General features: G+C 62.6%; 17 protein-coding genes. 8 read left to right on the top strand and 9 right to left on the bottom strand.

The genetic code is table 11. The annotated features are described in order from the left end of the window. Positions 1–93: 93 nt before the first annotated feature. The 9 genes from B5F19_RS04975 to nth all read right to left on the bottom strand — a co-directional run bounded on the left by B5F19_RS04975 (position 94) and on the right by nth (position 7465). Positions 94–972 (bottom strand): radical SAM protein, encoded by an 879-nt coding sequence (locus B5F19_RS04975; RefSeq protein ID WP_087288571.1) that lies wholly within the window; start codon positions 970–972, stop codon positions 94–96. A gap of 1054 nt (positions 973–2026) precedes the next feature. Then, entirely contained in the window at positions 2027–2224 is a 198-nt protein-coding gene (locus B5F19_RS04980) for a DUF951 domain-containing protein (protein WP_087288573.1), read from the bottom strand. A 5-nt stretch (positions 2225–2229) separates the two neighbouring features. Beyond that, positions 2230–2922 (bottom strand): response regulator transcription factor, encoded by a 693-nt coding sequence (locus B5F19_RS04985; RefSeq protein WP_087288575.1) that lies wholly within the window; start codon positions 2920–2922, stop codon positions 2230–2232. Positions 2923–2997: 75 nt separating this feature from the next. After that, a complete protein-coding gene (locus B5F19_RS04990; RefSeq protein WP_087288578.1) occupies positions 2998–4260 on the bottom strand; it encodes a replication-associated recombination protein A in 1263 nt (420 codons plus the stop codon). A gap of 27 nt (positions 4261–4287) precedes the next feature. Then, positions 4288–4752: a GNAT family N-acetyltransferase gene (locus tag B5F19_RS04995; protein WP_087288579.1), complete on the bottom strand. Its 465-nt coding sequence runs from the start codon at positions 4750–4752 to the stop codon at positions 4288–4290. Next, the gene (locus tag B5F19_RS05000; protein ID WP_087288580.1) at positions 4749–5657 is read right to left on the bottom strand and encodes a PhzF family isomerase; all 909 of its coding nucleotides are present in this window, start codon (positions 5655–5657) and stop codon (positions 4749–4751) included. The genes B5F19_RS04995 and B5F19_RS05000 overlap by 4 nt, the downstream gene beginning before the upstream one ends. A gap of 14 nt (positions 5658–5671) precedes the next feature. Then, positions 5672–6346 (bottom strand): DUF6198 family protein, encoded by a 675-nt coding sequence (locus tag B5F19_RS05005; RefSeq protein WP_343219415.1) that lies wholly within the window; start codon positions 6344–6346, stop codon positions 5672–5674. A gap of 45 nt (positions 6347–6391) precedes the next feature. Beyond that, on the bottom strand, positions 6392–6790 hold the full coding sequence (locus B5F19_RS05010) for a DUF2500 domain-containing protein (RefSeq protein ID WP_343219416.1): 399 nt from the start codon (positions 6788–6790) through the stop codon (positions 6392–6394). Positions 6791–6808: 18 nt separating this feature from the next. Further along, entirely contained in the window at positions 6809–7465 is a 657-nt protein-coding gene (nth, locus tag B5F19_RS05015) for an endonuclease III (RefSeq protein WP_087288584.1), read from the bottom strand. A gap of 274 nt (positions 7466–7739) precedes the next feature. Between nth and glyA the strand changes: the two genes are divergently transcribed. The 8 genes from glyA to B5F19_RS05055 all read left to right on the top strand — a co-directional run bounded on the left by glyA (position 7740) and on the right by B5F19_RS05055 (position 16524). Next, complete coding sequence (gene glyA / locus B5F19_RS05020; protein ID WP_087288587.1) at positions 7740–8993, top strand: serine hydroxymethyltransferase; 1254 nt, start codon at positions 7740–7742, stop codon at positions 8991–8993. Between the two features lie 351 nt (positions 8994–9344). Continuing rightward, the gene (locus tag B5F19_RS05025; RefSeq protein ID WP_162612522.1) at positions 9345–11036 is read left to right on the top strand and encodes an HlyD family efflux transporter periplasmic adaptor subunit; all 1692 of its coding nucleotides are present in this window, start codon (positions 9345–9347) and stop codon (positions 11034–11036) included. 15 nt (positions 11037–11051) lie between these two features. Then, positions 11052–11747: an ABC transporter ATP-binding protein gene (locus B5F19_RS05030; RefSeq protein ID WP_087288591.1), complete on the top strand. Its 696-nt coding sequence runs from the start codon at positions 11052–11054 to the stop codon at positions 11745–11747. Continuing rightward, the gene (locus tag B5F19_RS05035) at positions 11744–12991 is read left to right on the top strand and encodes an ABC transporter permease (protein ID WP_087288593.1); all 1248 of its coding nucleotides are present in this window, start codon (positions 11744–11746) and stop codon (positions 12989–12991) included. Before B5F19_RS05030 ends, B5F19_RS05035 begins: the two co-directional genes overlap by 4 nt. Before the next feature lie 22 nt (positions 12992–13013). Further along, complete coding sequence (locus tag B5F19_RS05040; RefSeq protein ID WP_087288595.1) at positions 13014–15389, top strand: S-layer homology domain-containing protein; 2376 nt, start codon at positions 13014–13016, stop codon at positions 15387–15389. Positions 15390–15622: 233 nt separating this feature from the next. After that, positions 15623–15958: a DUF2089 family protein gene (locus B5F19_RS05045; RefSeq protein WP_087288596.1), complete on the top strand. Its 336-nt coding sequence runs from the start codon at positions 15623–15625 to the stop codon at positions 15956–15958. A gap of 5 nt (positions 15959–15963) precedes the next feature. Further along, complete coding sequence (locus tag B5F19_RS05050) at positions 15964–16239, top strand: hypothetical protein (RefSeq protein WP_087288598.1); 276 nt, start codon at positions 15964–15966, stop codon at positions 16237–16239. Between the two features lie 12 nt (positions 16240–16251). Then, on the top strand, positions 16252–16524 hold the full coding sequence (locus B5F19_RS05055; protein WP_087288600.1) for a hypothetical protein: 273 nt from the start codon (positions 16252–16254) through the stop codon (positions 16522–16524). Positions 16525–16535: the final 11 nt, after the last annotated feature.

The raw sequence follows: 16535 nt of genomic DNA on the forward strand, positions 1-16535 counted from the left end.
AATGCATCGGCTTGCAGATGCAGTTTTATTTTTCCCGTCAGAGGGCGCTTTACCGCGGCCCGCTCGTCCCGGCCCCGCTCAGTCCTCTTCCGCTCAAATACCCCGATTCAAGGTCTTGCGCAGGCGGATCTTGCCCGCCAGGGCCTCATCCAGCAACTTCAGGAACTTCTCTTTGTCCTCCGGCAGGCCGCCCTTCAGAGGCAGGTAGTTGGAGGCATGGTTGCTGGTGAAATGCAGCGGGTCCACATCCAGGTGCTCAATGAGCAGATGGCACTCCTCCAGGATCTGGTCCGGGGTGCACACCTTGAAGCGGCCCGCCAGCACATCCTCCCCCAGTGGGGTGCCCTTGGCGGGGGCGAAGGTCATGGCGGACAGGTGCCGGGGCTTCATGGCGTTGATCATCTTGGCGGTGGACAGGATGTGCTCCTCCCAGTCCCCGTCCTGGCCGGTGAGGCCCATGATGATAATGGCCCACAGGTCAAAGCCGGCGGCCACCAATTTCTGTCCCGCCTCCAGCATCTGGGCGGCGGTGACCCCCTTGTTGATGGCCTTCAGCACCGCGTCGCTGCCGCTCTCCACCCCCAGGTAGGCCCGGTTGAGGCCCGCCTCCCGAATAGCTTTCAGCTCCTCCGGACTCTTGGCCAGGGTGCTCCGGGGGCCGGCGTAGGTGGTCACCTTCTCCAGGGCGGGGAAGGTGTCGTACAGCTTGCGCAGCACCCGGATCAGGTCGTCCGTCTTCATGATGACGGCGTCCCCGTCCATGAGGAACACCCGCTTGAGCCCCGGGCCGTAGTAATCCCGGGCCATGTCGATGTCCTCCAAAATCTCCTCCACCGGGCGGATGCGGAACTTCTTCTCCTTGTACATGGCGCAGAAGGTGCACTTGTTGTAGGAGCACCCGATGGTGCACTGGAGCAGGTAGCTCTTCCACTCCCCGGGGGGACGGTATAAAATGTCGCTGTCGTAACGCATAGTTCTATATTTCCTTTCTGATTTTTCAGGTTTCGCCCTAATGGGCGAGTTTCTTTCCCAGCGATGGGAAAGAAACCAAAGGATCGCCGGGGGACGGCTCAGGATGAGCGCTCCGCGCTCATATTCGCCTTACCCCCGGTCCCCCATTACGGGGGTTACCCCTTGGGCTGGGCAAATAATTTTCGGCGCGCAAAATCTGAGTGGGTGTCTAAATTCCCGCCGGGCCACTGGGCCCTAGGTCTGCAAAAATTGCCGCTGGTGCGGTTTCACGACTGCGCCTGGGTTTGCCGAGCTAACGCTCACGGTTTGTTTTCCGCCGTAGGGGCGGCCTTTGACCGCCTGAAAGCCTTCCTCCTTGAAGGGGGAATCGTCCCGGAGGGGCAAAAGGGGTAGGGGGGCCCGAAGCGTGACGGATGAGGGTGGCCTCTTGGCATACCCCCCGGAGGGAGGCCCAAGGGCCTCCCCTACCTAAACCTGAACCACTTTCTTGTTATGTGTAGGGGAGGGGCTTGCCCCTCCCGCCGTATCCCGAAAAGCGATCCGTGAACCGTCGGGCCGGTCTGGGACCGGCCCCTACGGAGATCCGGAAGCATCTTGGGATACGCCGTCCCTCTGAGCCGAACTTGAGCCCCACCAGCCCAAAAGGCGCGCTTCCAACCGGTATGGGTACCACCCAAAGGTTACCGGAAACTCAGCGGCAGCGGTCATAGACCGGAAGCCAATCCTCTGTCCACCCGCGCCTTTGCGATGACCGCCAAGGCTGCCTAATTGGCGGCCCCCGTAAAATGGGGGTCCAGGGGGCGGGCGAATATGGGCACGTGAGTGCCCATCCTGAGCCCACCCCTTGGCGGTTCTTTGGTTCCTTTCTGCCCGGGCAGAAAGGAACCCGCCCCGCAGGGCGGAACCCTGCTCGCCATCACAGCGGAGAAACTCCTCCTGCGACGAACGAAACAATCCGATCATCGCCCCCTCATCCGTCTGGCCTTCGGCCAGCCACCTTCCCCCCAGGGGGAAGGCTTATAAAGAGCGGGCGGCGAAACTCCCCTGCAAAAATCTAAACCTCCACCGGCGCTCCATCCCGGAACACCTTCCGGATACTCTTCTCCGCCTTGCTCCGTGGGAGCATCACCTCCCGGCCACAGCCCTGGCAGCGGAGCTTGAAGTCCATGCCCACCCGGAGGACGAGCCACTCCTGGCTCCCACAGGGGTGGGCCTTTTTCATCTTCAGCACGTCGTTCACATGGATATCCATGAAACTCACACCTCCGCCATTTTAAAGCCGATGCCCCAGACGGTTTTGATATACTCCCGGTCGCTGGCCTTGCCCAGCTTGGAGCGCAGGTTGCTGATGTGGACGTTGACGGTGTTGTCGTCCCCGAAGTAGTCCTCCCCCCACACATGCTGGTAGATCTGCTCCCGGGTGAACACCTTCTTGGGGTACTCCATCAGCAGGGCCAGGATCTCAAACTCCCGGGCGGTGAGGGTGACGGGCTTTTCCCCGGCGGTGACGGTGAACTCGTCCCGGTCCAGCACCAAGTCCCCGCAGGAGAGCTGCTGCTTCTGGGCGGGGGGCGCGGAGAACTTCTTCACCCGCCGCAGCTGGGCCTCCACCCGGGCCAGCACCTCCAGATTGTCGAAGGGCTTGGGGATAAAGTCGTCCGCCCCCATGCGCAGCACATTCACTTTGTCCTCCAGCCCCGCCTTGGCGGACAGGACGATGATGGGCATGGTGCGCAAGGGCCGGATCTTCTGAATAAACTGCTCGCCGGTGAGGCCGGGGAGCATCAAATCCAGCAGCACCAGGTCGAAGCTCTCCCGCTCCGCCCACAAGAGACCCTCGCTGCCGGAGAAGGCCGCCTGGCTCTCATAGCCCCCGTCCCGCAGGATGGTGCACAGCAGATTGTTGATGTCCTGGTCGTCCTCCACCACCAGGACGCGAATGGATTCCATGGGTTTGATTCCTTCCTTTCTCGGTTTTCGCTGTCTCCAGCCTTCCCCCCAGCGGGGGGGAAGGCAGTTCAGCCTCTACTTCTTGATCTCCTCCCAGTACCGCCGGGCGGCCTGCTCGGTCTTGTTGTCCCCGTACTGGTAGTATTTCCGGTTTTTCAGCTCGTTGGGCAGATACTGCTGGCGTACCCAGTGGCCGGGAAAGTCGTGGGGGTACAGGTACCCCTGCTCCCGCTCCATCCCCGCCGAGTCGGCGTGGACGTTCTGGAGCTCCCGGGGGATGTCCCCGGTGCGGCCCGCCCGCACGTCCGCCATGGCCGCGTCAATGGCCATGCAGGCGGAGTTGGACTTGGGCCAGGTGGCCAGGAGAATGGCCGCCTCGGACAGGGGGAGCTTGGCCTCGGGCAGGCCCAGCTGCAACGCGCTGTCCACACAGGCCTTCACGATGGGCACCGCCTGGGGGTAGGCCAGCCCCACGTCCTCGCTGGCGGAGCACAGCAGCCGCCGGATGGCGGTGATCAGGTCCCCCGCCTCCAGCAGCCGGGCCAGGTAGTGGACCGCCGCGTCCGGGTCGGACCCCCGTAACGACTTCATCAGGGCGGAGGCGATGTCGTAGTGGTTGTCCCCCTCCCGGTCGTAGCGCATGGCGGATTTTTGTGCTGCGGTCTGGGCGTCCTCTAAGGAAATCAGCAGCTTTCCGTCCTCCCGCCGGGCGGCGGAGGAGAGCAGCTCCAGGGCGTTCATGGCCTTGCGGATGTCCCCGCCGCAGGCGGAGGCGATGTGCTCCCGCACCCCGTCCTCCAGAACAAGGTTCCCGCCCAGCCGCTCATTGAGCAGGTCCACTCCCCGGTCAATGGCGGGGAGGGCGTCCTCGGCGGTAATCTGCTTGAACTCAAACACGGTGGATCGGGACAGCACCGCCCCGAACACGTAGAAGAAGGGGTTCTCGGTGGTGGAGGCGATGAGGGTGATCTTCCCGTTCTCCATGAACTCCAGCAGGGACTGCTGCTGCTTTTTGTTAAAGTACTGGATCTCGTCCAGGTACAGCAGCACCCCGTCCGGGGCCAGGAGGGTCCCGATATCTGCGATAATGTCCTTAATATCAGAAATGGAGGCGGTGGTGGCGTTGAGCCGGTGGAGGGGGCGGTTGGTGCGCTGGGCGATGATGTTGGCCACCGTGGTCTTCCCCGTCCCAGAGGGGCCGTAGAAGATCAGGTTGGGGATGTCGCCCCCCTCGATGATCCGGCGCAGCAGGCCGTCCTTTCCTAAGATATGCTTCTGGCCCACCACCTCATCCAGGGTTTTGGGCCGTATTTCGTCGGCGAGAGGCCGGTAGGCCATGGCGCGTCCTTCCTTTCCTGCGAAAAATCAGGTGAGCTCCTTTTTCATGCACAGGCACAGCTTGTCCCCGGCAAAGGGCCCCCAGGGCTCGGTCTCTTGATACCCCAGCTTGGTGTACAGGGCGGCGGCCTCGGGCATGGCCCGGCCCGTCTCCAGGGCCAGGAACCGATACCCGTGAAACAGGGCCTGGAGCTCCAGCTGCTCGATCACCTGCCGGGCCAGGCCCCGGCGGCGGAACTCCGGGAGGACATAGATCCGCTTGAGCTCGGCGGCGTCCCCGTCCAGGGGCTGGATGGCCCCGCAGGCCGCGGGCGTGCCGTCCACAAGCAGCAGACAGGCCGCCTCGATCTTCTCCAAGGTGTTGTAGGGCTGGTATTGAAGGGCGGTCTCTCCAAACCGGTCCACATACTCCCGGTCCAGCTTGCGGACCAGGGCGCGGAACTTGGGGTCGTCCCCGCCGGTGAGGCGGAGCTCCCGCCTGCCGCCCCTCATGCGTCCAGCTCCAGGGTGGTCTGGAAGGCCACCACCGCGTCGCCCACAATTTGGATTTCACCGGGCTGTCCGTTCTCCAGTGCCACCCGCACCTCCATGGAGCCGGGGCGGCCCATGGCCTCCCCCTGGACGGCGGTGAACCGCACCTCGTCTCCCTCCGCGGGGATCAGCCCGTTCCGGACCAGATAGGCCCCCATGGGGCCGTTGGCGATCCCCGTCACCGGGTCCTCCGCCACCCCGTTTGCGGGGCCGAACATCCGGGCGTGGACCAGGGGCTCCTCCCCCGGGTGGAGGGTAAAGACCAGATAGCCGTTACAGCCGATCTCGCCGCTCAGCTCCTTCAGGGCCTCCAGGTCGGGGGTCAGGCTGTGCAGCTTGTCCAGGCTTCTGAGCACCACCATCAGCTTGGGGGACCCCACGGAGGCCGAGGCCATGGGACAGCCCGGCCGCAGGTCGTCATGGGTCACGCCCAGGGCCGCCAGCACCCGGTCCTGATGCTCCCGGGACAGGGGCTCCCCCAGAACGGCCCTGCCCTGGGACATGACCACCCGGCAGTCCCCGTTCTCCTTACACACGTCTACCGCGAAAATACCCGCTCCACACTTTTGAACCACCCGGGCGCTGTCCAGCCCCAGCTCCCTGGCCCGGACATAGTGCGAGGCGATGGTGGCGTGGCCGCAGACGGGGACCTCCTTGGCGGGGGTGAAGAAGCGCACCTGCACGTCATACTCCCCAGGTTTTCCCGGAAAGAGAAACGCCGTCTCCGAGTTGTTCAGCTCCCGGGCGATGCGCCGCATCTCCTCATCGGTGAGGCCCCGGGCGTCCAGCACCACCCCGGCGGGATTGCCCGAGAGCTTTTCCTTGGTGAAGGCGTCCACCTGATAGACCGCATAGCTTCGCTTCATGGATGTTTCCTCCTTTATGCCTCCTGGCCGGCGGGGGCCTCCTCCTGGAGCAGCCCCGCCGCCAGACACATCTTCTGTTTTCCCAAATAGTTTACCAGGGCGATGGAGCGGCCCACCCCGATCATGGCCGCGATGGTCCCCACGCCGATGCCCACGATCCGGCCCGCCGCCAGCAGGCCCAGCACGCAGGTGACCGCCACGCAGCCCACGTCAAACACATTCTTGGCAAAGCCCTGGTCCCGGCCCAGCCTCTCCGCCACCGCGGCCACGATGCCGTCGCCGGGGTTGGGGACCAGCTTCATATTCACTGTGATGGCCGCCCCCGCTCCAGTGAAGAAGATGGCCGCCAGCAACAGGCCGAAGTTGGCCAAAAACCCGTGTTCCGCCGCCTCATAGGGGATGAGGGCGCTGTACAGGTTCAGCACCCGGCTGAACGCCAGGCTCAGGGGCAGCTGGAGCAGGTCGGTGAGCCGGCTGTTTTTCCCCCGGAGCACAAACTGCCCCGCCACAAAGAGGGAGTACAGCAGGAAGGTCATGTCCCCGAAGTTCCAGCCCCAGATCTCCGACACCGCAAAGGCGATGGAGATGATGGGGGACACCCCCAGCCCCGCCTTGGTGTTCAGGGTCAGCCCCAGGGCCAGCACCAGCATGCCCAGAATGTAAAAGGTCCACCGATATACTGCTTTCAAAAAAAGGTCGCGCTCCTTATCCATAATTAACATTATAAGCGGCGATTACTGCCGCCGGAACCCCTGGTAGCGGGTGCCCTGAAAGGTCAGCTTTCCCCGGTCCCCCTCCACCAGAAGGCCGTATTCCGTGTCGGGGACCTGGAACTCCATCCGGTCCCCACTCTCCACCTGGAAGGTGGCGTAGTAGTAGGTCCGGCTGGAGGTGTGCCCCATGTGATGCTCGTCCCCGGCGTGGCGCCAGGTCTGCACGTCCAGCCGCTTGGCCACCACCTCCGCCTCCACTGTCAGCACCGGTGAGTCGTTGTTCTTCTTCCACTGGGCGGCCCCCTGGACCCCTCGGACCAGGATGGCGCCAAAGACGATGATAAAGCCGATGACAACGATCACAGGGACAATGGTGAACATGGCGTCAAAGGCGCCGAAGCCCGTGTAGTATCCCATCATGGTCAGGCGCTCCTTTCCTCACTCAGAAGGCGGCTGGCTGTTTTTTGCGAAGTGGTCGCACCAGGGCCGCAGGGTACAGCTCTCACACTGGGGCCGGCGGGCGATGCACACCGCCCGGCCGTGGAGGACCATCCGGTGGCAGAAGTCGTTGGACTCCTCCGGGGGGAGCACCTGCCGCAGCTGCATCTCCACCTTCACCGGGTCCTTGGAGCCGTCGGTAAGGCCCAGCAGACCGGTGATCCGGATGCAGTGGGTGTCGGCCACCACCACCCCGGGCACGTGGAACACGTCCCCCAGCATCAGGTTGGCTGTCTTGCGGCCCACGCCGGGCAGCTTCAGGAGCTCCTCCATGGTGCCCGGCACCTTGCCGCCGTAGTCCCGCAGGAGCATCTGGGAGGACAGGACGATGTCCCGGGCCTTGGCCCGGAAAAATCCGGTGGAGTGTATGTACTGCTCCACCTCGGCCACGTCGGCCTGGGCCAAGGACTCCAGGGTGGGGAACCGGGCAAACAGGGCGGGGGTGACTTTGTTCACCCGCTCGTCGGTGCACTGGGCCGCCAGGCGCACGGAGAACAGCAGCTCATAGTCCTTCTCATATTCCAGGGAGCACAGGCTGTCGGGGTAGAGCGCTTTCAGCGCGTTGACAATGCTCCAGACTTCCTCGTTGGTTTTCATAGACTGTCCCACCTCACGGGTCAGAGTTTAGATGCGCCCACAGGGCGAACAAAGTTATTATATCACATCAGAAAAAGAAATTCGACAGGATTTTGGACGTTTTCCGGAAACGGATCCATTTTGTTCCCACCCTGCGTCAAAACGATCTGTTTCCCCCAGCCCTGCTTTCAAAAAACTGTGGAAACAATTCGTTGTAATTTCCGCCCGGTCTGTTATAATAGGGAATATCACCGCCCGGATGCCGGGCTGAATCAGAGAAAAAGGAGTGTTCCCATTGGTCACAGAAGTCATGGACTTTATCACCGCCGCCGACCCTGAGGTGGGGCAGGCCATCCGTGCCGAGTATGACCGGCAGCAGCAGAACATTGAGCTCATCGCCTCGGAGAACATCGTCAGCGCCGCCGTCCTGGCCGCCGCCGGCACCGTCCTCACCAACAAGTACGCCGAGGGCTACCCCGGCAAGCGCTACTACGGCGGCTGCCAGTGCGTGGACGTGGTGGAGACTATCGCCATCGAGCGGGCAAAGAAACTCTTCGGCGCCAATTACGCCAATGTGCAGCCCCACTCCGGCGCCCAGGCCAACTTCGCCGTGTACCAGGCCCTGTGCCAGCACGGGGACACGGTGCTGGGCATGAGCCTGGACCAGGGCGGCCACCTGACCCACGGCTCCCCGGTGAATTTTTCGGGCAAGAACTACAACATGGTGGCCTACGGCCTGGGCGAGGACGGCCGCATCGACTACGACCAGGTGCGGGATCTGGCCCGAAAGCACAAGCCCCGCATGATCCTGGCCGGCGCCTCCGCCTACCCCCGGATCATCGACTTCAAGACCTTCGCCGACATCGCCCACGAGGTGGGCGCCTATCTGTTTGTGGACATGGCCCACATCGCCGGCCTGGTGGCCGCCGGGTGCCACCCCTCCCCCATTCCCTACGCCGACGTGGTGTCCACCACCACCCACAAGACCCTTCGGGGCCCCCGGGGCGGCATGCTCCTGTGCAACGATGAGGCCATCGCCAAGAAGCTCAACTCCGCCATCTTCCCCGGATCCCAGGGCGGCCCCCTGGAGCACATCATCGCCGCCAAGGCGGTGGCCCTGGGCAAGGCCCTCAAGCCCGAGTTCAAGACCTATCAGCAGCAGATCGTCAAGAACGCCGCCGTTCTGGCCCAGACCATCATGGAGGGCGGGCTGGATCTGGTGTCGGGCGGCACGGACAACCACCTGATGCTGGTGGACCTGCGCCCTGCCCATCTCACCGGCAAGGAGATGGAGCACCGCCTGGACGAGGTGTATATCACCGTCAACAAGAACGCCATCCCCAACGACCCGGAGAAGCCCTTCGTCACCTCCGGCATCCGGGTGGGCACCCCCGCCGTCACCTCCCGGGGCTTCACTGAGGAGGACATGAAGGTGGTTGGCCGCCTGATCTGCCAGGCCGCCCAGGACGACTTCGCCTCCAAGGCGGACGACCTGCGCGCCCAGGTAAAGGCGCTCACCGGCCGCTACCCCCTCTATCAGAACGTCTGATCCCCTGCCCCAGCTTGAGCGGATTCATCTCAACAGAGGTTTTTTGACAATCTGCCTTCCGGCGGTCCTCACGGACCGCCGGAGTTTTTTGTGCCGGGGCGGTTTCCGCAATTTTTCCACGCTTTCGCCGGAACAAACACGTATAGTGGCATGTGAAAAAAGTCCCAAGCAAACCTTAATCGTTTCTTAAACATTTGTAATTACCTTGTAATTGCTTTTCCCGGAAAAAGCAACCTATAATGGAACAGGAGAATACACGGTTCTGCAAATGCGGCCCCGCATGGCTGTGCCGCGTGGGTAGACCGCTTTGTGCTTTACCCGGCAGACATTATGTTAGGAGGACTTGATACTATGCCAGAAGTGACTGTTCCCCAGTCCGCTCCAGCCGCGTCTCCGGCCTCTCCGCCGGGCCGGCCCAAGCCGAAGTTCAACAAGCGCAAGGTGCGCCAGGCGGCCATTGCCGGCGCGGTTGTGGTGGCTTTGGCGGCGGGCGGCTTTCTGCTCTATCGCTTTCTGACCAAACAGGACAGCGCCAGCAGCGAGATCCAGACCCAGCCCGTCCAGTACGGCACCATCCAGAGCAAGGTTACCGGCAGCGGCAACGCCAAGGCCAAGGAATCCGCCGCCATCACCCTCACCGCCGGCGGCACGGTGCAGGAGGTCTTTGTCTCCCCCGGCGACACGGTCACCGCGGGACAGCCCCTGTACACCATCTTCAGCCAGGAGGCCCAGGACCAGGTGACCCAGGCCCAGACCCAGGTGGACAACCTGAACAAGGAGATGTCCGCCCTGCTGGAGGACGCCAACAACCTCACCGTCCGGGCCCCCTTCGCCGGCAAGCTCATCAACGTGAAGGAGTTCCAGCCCGACCAGGAGGTGGCCAAGGAGACCGCGGTGGCCACCCTGGTCAACGACAAGAAGCTGAAGCTCTCCCTGTATTTCAGCTACGCCTATGAAAATCAGATCCACACCGGCCAGTCCGTCCAGGTGTCCATCCCCACCGTCATGGGCACCTACACCGGCACCGTAGAGAAAATCAACAAGGTCCGCTTCATCTCCCCCGAGGGGGCGGTACACTTCGAGGCGGTCCTCGTCTTTGACAACCCGGGCACCCTCACCGCCGGGATGGACGCCTCGGCCACCCTCGCCGCCTCGGACGGCTCCGCCATCTACCCCTATGAGAACGGCAAGACGGAGTACTACGAGACCCGGGAGATCGTCACCAAGGCCGCCGGGCCGGTGGTGTCCCAGGGCAACCTGATGGACTACGCCGACGTGTCCGCCGGGGAGGCCCTGCTCACCCTGGGCTCCAGCACCATCAACGAGACTATCATGTCCAAACAGAAGGAGATCGACGAGGCCCAAAAGAAGCTGGCCGACGCCCAGAAGGGCCTGGCCGACTTCAATGCCGTCTCCCCCATCGACGGCTCGGTCACCTCCTGTACCCTCACCCCCGGCGCAGAGGTGAAGAGCGGCGACACCGTGGTCACCATCTCCAACACCACCAACATGGTGGTGGACATCACCGTGGACGACCGGAACATCGCCTTTGTCCAGCCCGGCCTGACGGTGGAGCTGAGCGACTGGAACGGCAACACCTTCATCGGCACGGTCACCGCCATCAACATGGGGGCCGCTGAGAGCCAGAACGGCATGACCAACTACCCCGTCACCCTGACGGTGGACAACCAGGACGGCTCTCTGCTGGCGGGCATGTATCTGGACTACTCCTTTGTGGCCAGCCAGTCGGACGACTGTATGATGGTCCCCATGCAGAGCGTGAAGAACATCCCCGGCGAGGACGGCAGCACAGACAGCGTGGTCTTTATCCGGGCGGACAAGCGCCCCGAGAACGCGGTGGATCTGGAGATCCCGGAGCCGGAGCCCGGCCAGCCCCCCATGTACCCCTCTCCCGAGGACGGCTTCTATCCCGTGAAGGTGGAGACCGGCCTGAACGACGACTACAACGTGGAGATCAAGAGCGGCCTCAACGGGGACGAGGAGGTCTTTGTCAACTACCTGGTCGAATCGGCCTATGGATGAGCGGGGTGAACTGCCATGCTCATTGACGTGAAAGACCTCTATAAAATCTACAACGAGGGGAAGGAGAGCGAGGTCCGGGCCCTGGACGGGGTCACCCTGTCCATTGACCGCGGAGAGTTCGTGGCCATCATCGGGGCCTCCGGCTCGGGCAAATCCACCCTCATGAACATCCTGGGCTGCCTGGACATCCCCACCTACGGGGATTACATCCTCAACGGCACCCACATCAACGACCGCTCCGACCGGCAGCTGGCCCACATCCGCAACAAGGAGATTGGCTTTATCTTCCAGGGCTACAACCTGATTCCCGCCCTCACCGCTTACGAAAACGTGGAGCTGCCCCTCATCTATCAGGGGGTGTCCATCTTCCAGCGGGAGGAGCGGGTGATGGAGGCCCTGAAGAAGGTGGGCATGGACTCCCGCTGGAAGCACAAGCCCGCCGAGATGTCCGGCGGCCAGCAGCAGCGGGTGGCCATCGCCCGGGCCATCGCCACCCATCCCCCCATCATCATGGCCGACGAGCCCACCGGAGCCCTGGACTCCAAGACGGGCCGGCATGTGCTGGAGATCCTCCACACCCTGAACCAGGAGGGCTCCACCATCATTCTCATCACCCACGACAACGGCATCGCCGCCACCGCCCACCGGGTGGTCCGCATCTCCGACGGACGCATCGTGGCCGACGGCACCCGAGAGGAGGTGGGTCTATGAAGCTGGGCCAGGCATTCAAAATGGCCGCCAAGTCCATCTTTTCCAACATCGGGCGCTCCGCCCTCACCATGCTGGGCATCATCATCGGCCTGGCGGCGGTGATCATCCTGGTGTCCTACGCCCAGGGGCAGAACGCCGCCATGCGGGCCTACTACGAGAGCATGGGCACCAATACGGTCGAGGTCTACGCCTATACCTGGGATTCCTCCCTGGATGTATCCAAGTCCCTGTACAACTACTGTCTGGGCCTGGACAATCTGGTGATGGGGTTCACCCCCAGCGGGCAGGTATACACCGACGCCAAGATCTCCTACGGCTCCAAGACCCTGCCCACCGACGACTACCAGACCGCCACCACCCTCTATCTGGGCAACGACCAGTACGGCCTGTGCAACGACTATCAGATTGCCCGGGGACGGGAGCTGTCCTTCCTGGACATGGAAAAGCTCAATCAGGTGTGCGTGCTGGGCTCCGCTACGGCGGAGGAGCTGTTCTCCTTCGCCGACCCCCTGGACAAGACCATCACCATCAACGGCATCCCCTTCCGGGTGGTGGGCGTCTATGAGAGCAAGTCCAAGGGGGTGAAGGTCGGGACCAAGGAGGAGGACCAGTACCTGCTGGACGAGATCAAGCGCAAGGACCGGATGATCCTCATCCCCTATACCATGACCCGCTACTTCAACAGCAACCAACCCATCGACCAGTTTGTGGTCAAGGTGAAAAACTCGGACGCCATCGCCCCCACGGTCACCAGCCTGAACGGCTTTCTCTCCGGACTCATCGGCGAGCAGAACGGCAGCTACGGCGTCACCTCCCCCCAGACGTACCAGAAGGAGCAGAACCAGGCCGACGCCATGCAGCAGCGGTTTTTGGGAGGAATCGCCGCCATCTCCCTGCTGGTGGGCGGTATCGGCATCATGAACATCATGCTGGTCACCGTCACCGAGCGCACCCGGGAGATCGGCATCCGCAAGGCCATCGGCGCCGAGCGGAGGAGCATTATTGTCCAATTTTTGATTGAAGCAGCCATGATCTGCGGCATCGGCGGACTGTTCGGCATTGTCGTAGGCTATATCGGGACTCTGATCGTGGGCAAGCTGTCCTTCAATATGATCCTGATTCCCAGCCCCGGGGTGACCCTGGGGGCGGCCGCCATCTCGGTGGCGCTGGGCATTATCTTCGGCATGTACCCCGCCATCAAGGCCTCCGGCCTCCAGCCGGTGGTGGCCCTGCGGGCAGATTAACGCTGTAAGGGAGAACATATCTATGAGAAAACAACATCGAATGATCCACGCCCTGCTGGCGGCCGCCCTGGCCGCCGGGCTGGTGATCCCCCTCCCGGCGGGAGCGGCCGGTGCCTCCTCCTTTCAGGATGTGAGCGACCCCGCCACGGCGGTGAACGCCGATATCCTGCGCCTGATGGGAGTGGTCTCCGGCGCGGGGGGCAACACCTTCCGCCCCAATGACAAGCTGACCCGGGCTCAGTTCTGCACCATGGCGGTGAACTTCATGGGGCTGGGAGACCAGGTGGTCCTCCACTCCACCCGCACCATTTTCACCGACGTGCCCTCCAGCCACTGGGCCAGGGGATACATCAACCTGGCCGCCTCCACCATAGTGGACCCGGGCTCCGGGTCCGGCTCGGGGGGCTCCTCTTCCGGCGAGGGGACCACCCCCTCCCCCGGCACCCCTCTGATCGCCGGGGTGGGCGACGGCCGGTTCCTGCCGGAGCAGGAACTCTCTTTCGCCCAGGCGGTTACCATCCTCATCCGGGTACTGGGGTACTCCGGAGACAAGGTGGGCGCGGTGTGGCCGGACGGCTACCTGAACCTGGCAGAGTCCATCGGACTCACAAACGGGATCAGCGCCAAGGCGGGGGATTCCCTCACCCGGGCTCAAGCCGCCCAGCTGTTTGTCAACGCCCTCTCCTGCAAAACCGGGGACGGGAAAGATTATTACACCACCCTGGGCAGCGAGTCCAAGCAGGACACCGTCCTGCTGGCGGTGAACACCGAGACCGACGACGGCTCCGCCATGGGGGCGGTGCGCACTTCAGAGGGCACCTATCTCCCCGACGCGGAGAACGTGGCTCCCACCGCTCTGGTGGGCCGCCGGGGCGTGCTGGTTCTCAACGACCAGAGTGAGATCGTCACCTTCGTCCCCGACGACAGCACTTCGGTGACCATCTCCCTGCTGGACAGCGCGGAACCCAGCTATCTCACCGCCGTGGGCGGCGAGCGCTATACCATCGCCGCCGACACCCCCATCTACACCTCCAGCTCCAGCGATGGGAAATCCTACTCAGAGGGATACGGCTCCCTCACCGCCGGCAGCCGTCTGACCCTGTTCACCCTGCGGGGCAAGGTGACCGCCATCTATGCGGCCACAGCGGCCACAGCGGCGGACGCGGACGCGGTGGTGGTCATGGACCGGGTGAGTTCCGCCGACTTCCACCGGCTCACCGGCGGCGCGACCGGCTACACCATTTTGAAGAATCAGCAGACCATCAGCCTGTCTCAGATTCAGCCTTACGACGTGATCACCTACGACAGCATGTCCAACACCCTGCTGGTGTCCGACCTGCGTCTCACCTGTAAATATCAGAACCCCTCTCCCAGCCCCAAGGCGCCCACGTCCATCACGCTGCTGGGCCACACCTTCCCGGTGCTGGAAAGTGCCTGGAACTTTACCGATCAGGTGTCGGCGGGCGAGCAGGTGTCCCTGCTCATGACGGTGGACGGCCAGGTGGCCGCCATCCTCCCCGCCACCAACGAGACTCGCTCCACCGCGCTGGGGTTCGTCACTGGCGAAACCACGGCGGAGCTGTTCCTGCCCAACGGCGGCGTCCTGGAGCTGACGGGCTCGGCCAGCAAGCTGAAGAATCTGAATCAGGTGTGCTTCCTCTCCTCCAGCGATGAAAATACGCTGACCGCCTCCCGCCTCACCGCCCAGAGAGCCCCGGGCGACTTCGATCCCAGCGCCATGACGGTGGGCGGATACAAGGTGGCCCCCGGCGTGCGGGTGTATGAACAGTTCCGGGAGGGCGCTCAGGTGGCGGTCCCCCTGTCCAGCCTGGACTACGGCCTCATCGCCCAGGACCAGATCTCCGCCGCCCACCGCAACAGTTCCGACATCGTGGACGTCATCGTCCTCAACAACGTCACCGGCGACGCCTATACCTACGGCTGGATGTCGGGCCATACCACCGTCACCGAGGAGCCCATTTATGACGACGAGGGCAACCAGACCGGTACCGAGAAAAATTATAGGACCTCCTGGTCCCTGGAAAACCGGAACGTGCTCAAGTTCAATGAGCGCTCCGGCTACGGCGGAAAGAACGGCCAGTTCATCGGCGCGGTGGCCGGTAAGAACAACATGATTATCAGCACCGTTCAGCTCAATGAATTCCAGCAGGTCTCCCCCTCCGACTTCTTCGAGCGTGAGGGCCGCTACTATATCACCCTCAAGGGCCGCACCTACGCCGTGGCCGACAGCGTGGAGTGCTATAAGACGGCTACCGAGAGCTGGTTCAGCCAGGAAACCGGCATGGACCGCCTGCGGGCCTGCCTGGCCTTCTCCAGCAAGCTGACGGTCTACATCGACCCCATCGGCGACAAGGTCCGCATCGTTACCGCAAATTGATCCCAGCGTTCTTAAGGGCGTCAGAAAAGTCCAAGGACTTTTCTGACGCCCTGTCTCAGGCGGATTTTATTCTGCGTAGGTTTTCGACAAACTGAAGGGCGCGGCTCCGGCCGCGCCCTCTTTTTATATACTCGCCGTTTCGAACGCAAAATTAAATTTTATTTTCCTCTTGACTTTAATATTATTTAGTATATACTAAATATAGTTAAATCGTTTGTGAAAGGAGTCTTGAGATGGACCTAGATAAGATTCCCGCCTGGATTTTGGATCTAGAGCCGGAGGACGCCGGGTTTTTAAAGAATTTTGTTCTCAAATCCGGTTCCCTCAAGGAAATCGCCAAGCTGTACTCCGTGTCCTATCCAACCGTCCGGCTGCGGCTGGACAAGCTCATCCAGAAGATCGAGCTCAGCGACCAGAAGGAGGAGGAACCCTTCTCCGCCTTCATCAAGGGGCTGGCCGTGGACGCCCGCATCGACCTGGAGACCGCCAAGCTGATTCTGGACCGGTACCAGCAAGAGGAGCACCGCAGACCCAGTAATATCACACCATTAAAGCAAGATCGGAGGTAAATGGCATGAATCCCGCTCTCACCCTTGTCATCGCGTTTCTCGTCCTCGCATTCCACATCTGGGCCAGCCGCCGGAGCCCCCGGTTCTGGTTTCTGGGAGGCATTGTCCCTCTGGTCTGGTTCGGCCTTCTGGCCTTTCTCTGGTCCCGCGGTCAGATCTCCCTGCCCGCAGACTGGAAGATATTGGTGTTTCCTACGCTGATTCTTCTCCTGCTTTGGCTCAAGGGAAATCTGGCGGCCAAGAAAAGGGAACTGGAGCAGATGAAAGCAAAAGATCTGTGAGGAGGTTTTGCTATGAAGGAAATCATTGTCTTATCGCTCACCTTTGCCATCCTGGCCGTCCAGTATCACCTGGGACTGATGCGCAAACCGGGGTTTGGCGCAGTACTGCCCGCCGCCCTGGCCGCCCTGTTTTTGGCTGTCAGCTTCTTGGAGCAGACAACGGAGTACGGGATCACCGGGCTTCTGTGCGTGCTGGCCGTGGCTGCGGCCTGGGGAGCGGGCCGGCTGAAGGCTGGTAAGCACGAAAAGGCGCAACTGGACCAAATGAAAGCCAAAGACCTATGAAAAGAGCAGGG

Origin of the sequence: Pseudoflavonifractor sp. An184 (genome assembly GCF_002160305.1) — a bacterium.
Lineage (GTDB): Bacteria > Bacillota > Clostridia > Oscillospirales > Oscillospiraceae > Lawsonibacter > Lawsonibacter pullicola.

What these genes read in the sequence shown, in the direction of transcription:
- B5F19_RS04975 (WP_087288571.1), bottom strand. Translation starts at nt 972, where the DNA reads ATGCGTTACGACAGCGACATTTTATACCGTCCCCCCGGGGAGTGGAAG.
- B5F19_RS04980 (WP_087288573.1), bottom strand. Translation starts at nt 2,224, where the DNA reads ATGGATATCCATGTGAACGACGTGCTGAAGATGAAAAAGGCCCACCCC.
- B5F19_RS04985 (WP_087288575.1), bottom strand. Translation starts at nt 2,922, where the DNA reads ATGGAATCCATTCGCGTCCTGGTGGTGGAGGACGACCAGGACATCAAC.
- B5F19_RS04990 (WP_087288578.1), bottom strand. Translation starts at nt 4,260, where the DNA reads ATGGCCTACCGGCCTCTCGCCGACGAAATACGGCCCAAAACCCTGGAT.
- B5F19_RS04995 (WP_087288579.1), bottom strand. Translation starts at nt 4,752, where the DNA reads ATGAGGGGCGGCAGGCGGGAGCTCCGCCTCACCGGCGGGGACGACCCC.
- B5F19_RS05000 (WP_087288580.1), bottom strand. Translation starts at nt 5,657, where the DNA reads ATGAAGCGAAGCTATGCGGTCTATCAGGTGGACGCCTTCACCAAGGAA.
- B5F19_RS05010 (WP_343219416.1), bottom strand. Translation starts at nt 6,790, where the DNA reads ATGATGGGATACTACACGGGCTTCGGCGCCTTTGACGCCATGTTCACC.
- nth (WP_087288584.1), bottom strand. Translation starts at nt 7,465, where the DNA reads ATGAAAACCAACGAGGAAGTCTGGAGCATTGTCAACGCGCTGAAAGCG.
- B5F19_RS05025 (WP_162612522.1), top strand. Translation starts at nt 9,345, where the DNA reads ATGCCAGAAGTGACTGTTCCCCAGTCCGCTCCAGCCGCGTCTCCGGCC.
- B5F19_RS05030 (WP_087288591.1), top strand. Translation starts at nt 11,052, where the DNA reads ATGCTCATTGACGTGAAAGACCTCTATAAAATCTACAACGAGGGGAAG.
- B5F19_RS05035 (WP_087288593.1), top strand. Translation starts at nt 11,744, where the DNA reads ATGAAGCTGGGCCAGGCATTCAAAATGGCCGCCAAGTCCATCTTTTCC.
- B5F19_RS05040 (WP_087288595.1), top strand. Translation starts at nt 13,014, where the DNA reads ATGAGAAAACAACATCGAATGATCCACGCCCTGCTGGCGGCCGCCCTG.
- B5F19_RS05045 (WP_087288596.1), top strand. Translation starts at nt 15,623, where the DNA reads ATGGACCTAGATAAGATTCCCGCCTGGATTTTGGATCTAGAGCCGGAG.
- B5F19_RS05050 (WP_087288598.1), top strand. Translation starts at nt 15,964, where the DNA reads ATGAATCCCGCTCTCACCCTTGTCATCGCGTTTCTCGTCCTCGCATTC.
- B5F19_RS05055 (WP_087288600.1), top strand. Translation starts at nt 16,252, where the DNA reads ATGAAGGAAATCATTGTCTTATCGCTCACCTTTGCCATCCTGGCCGTC.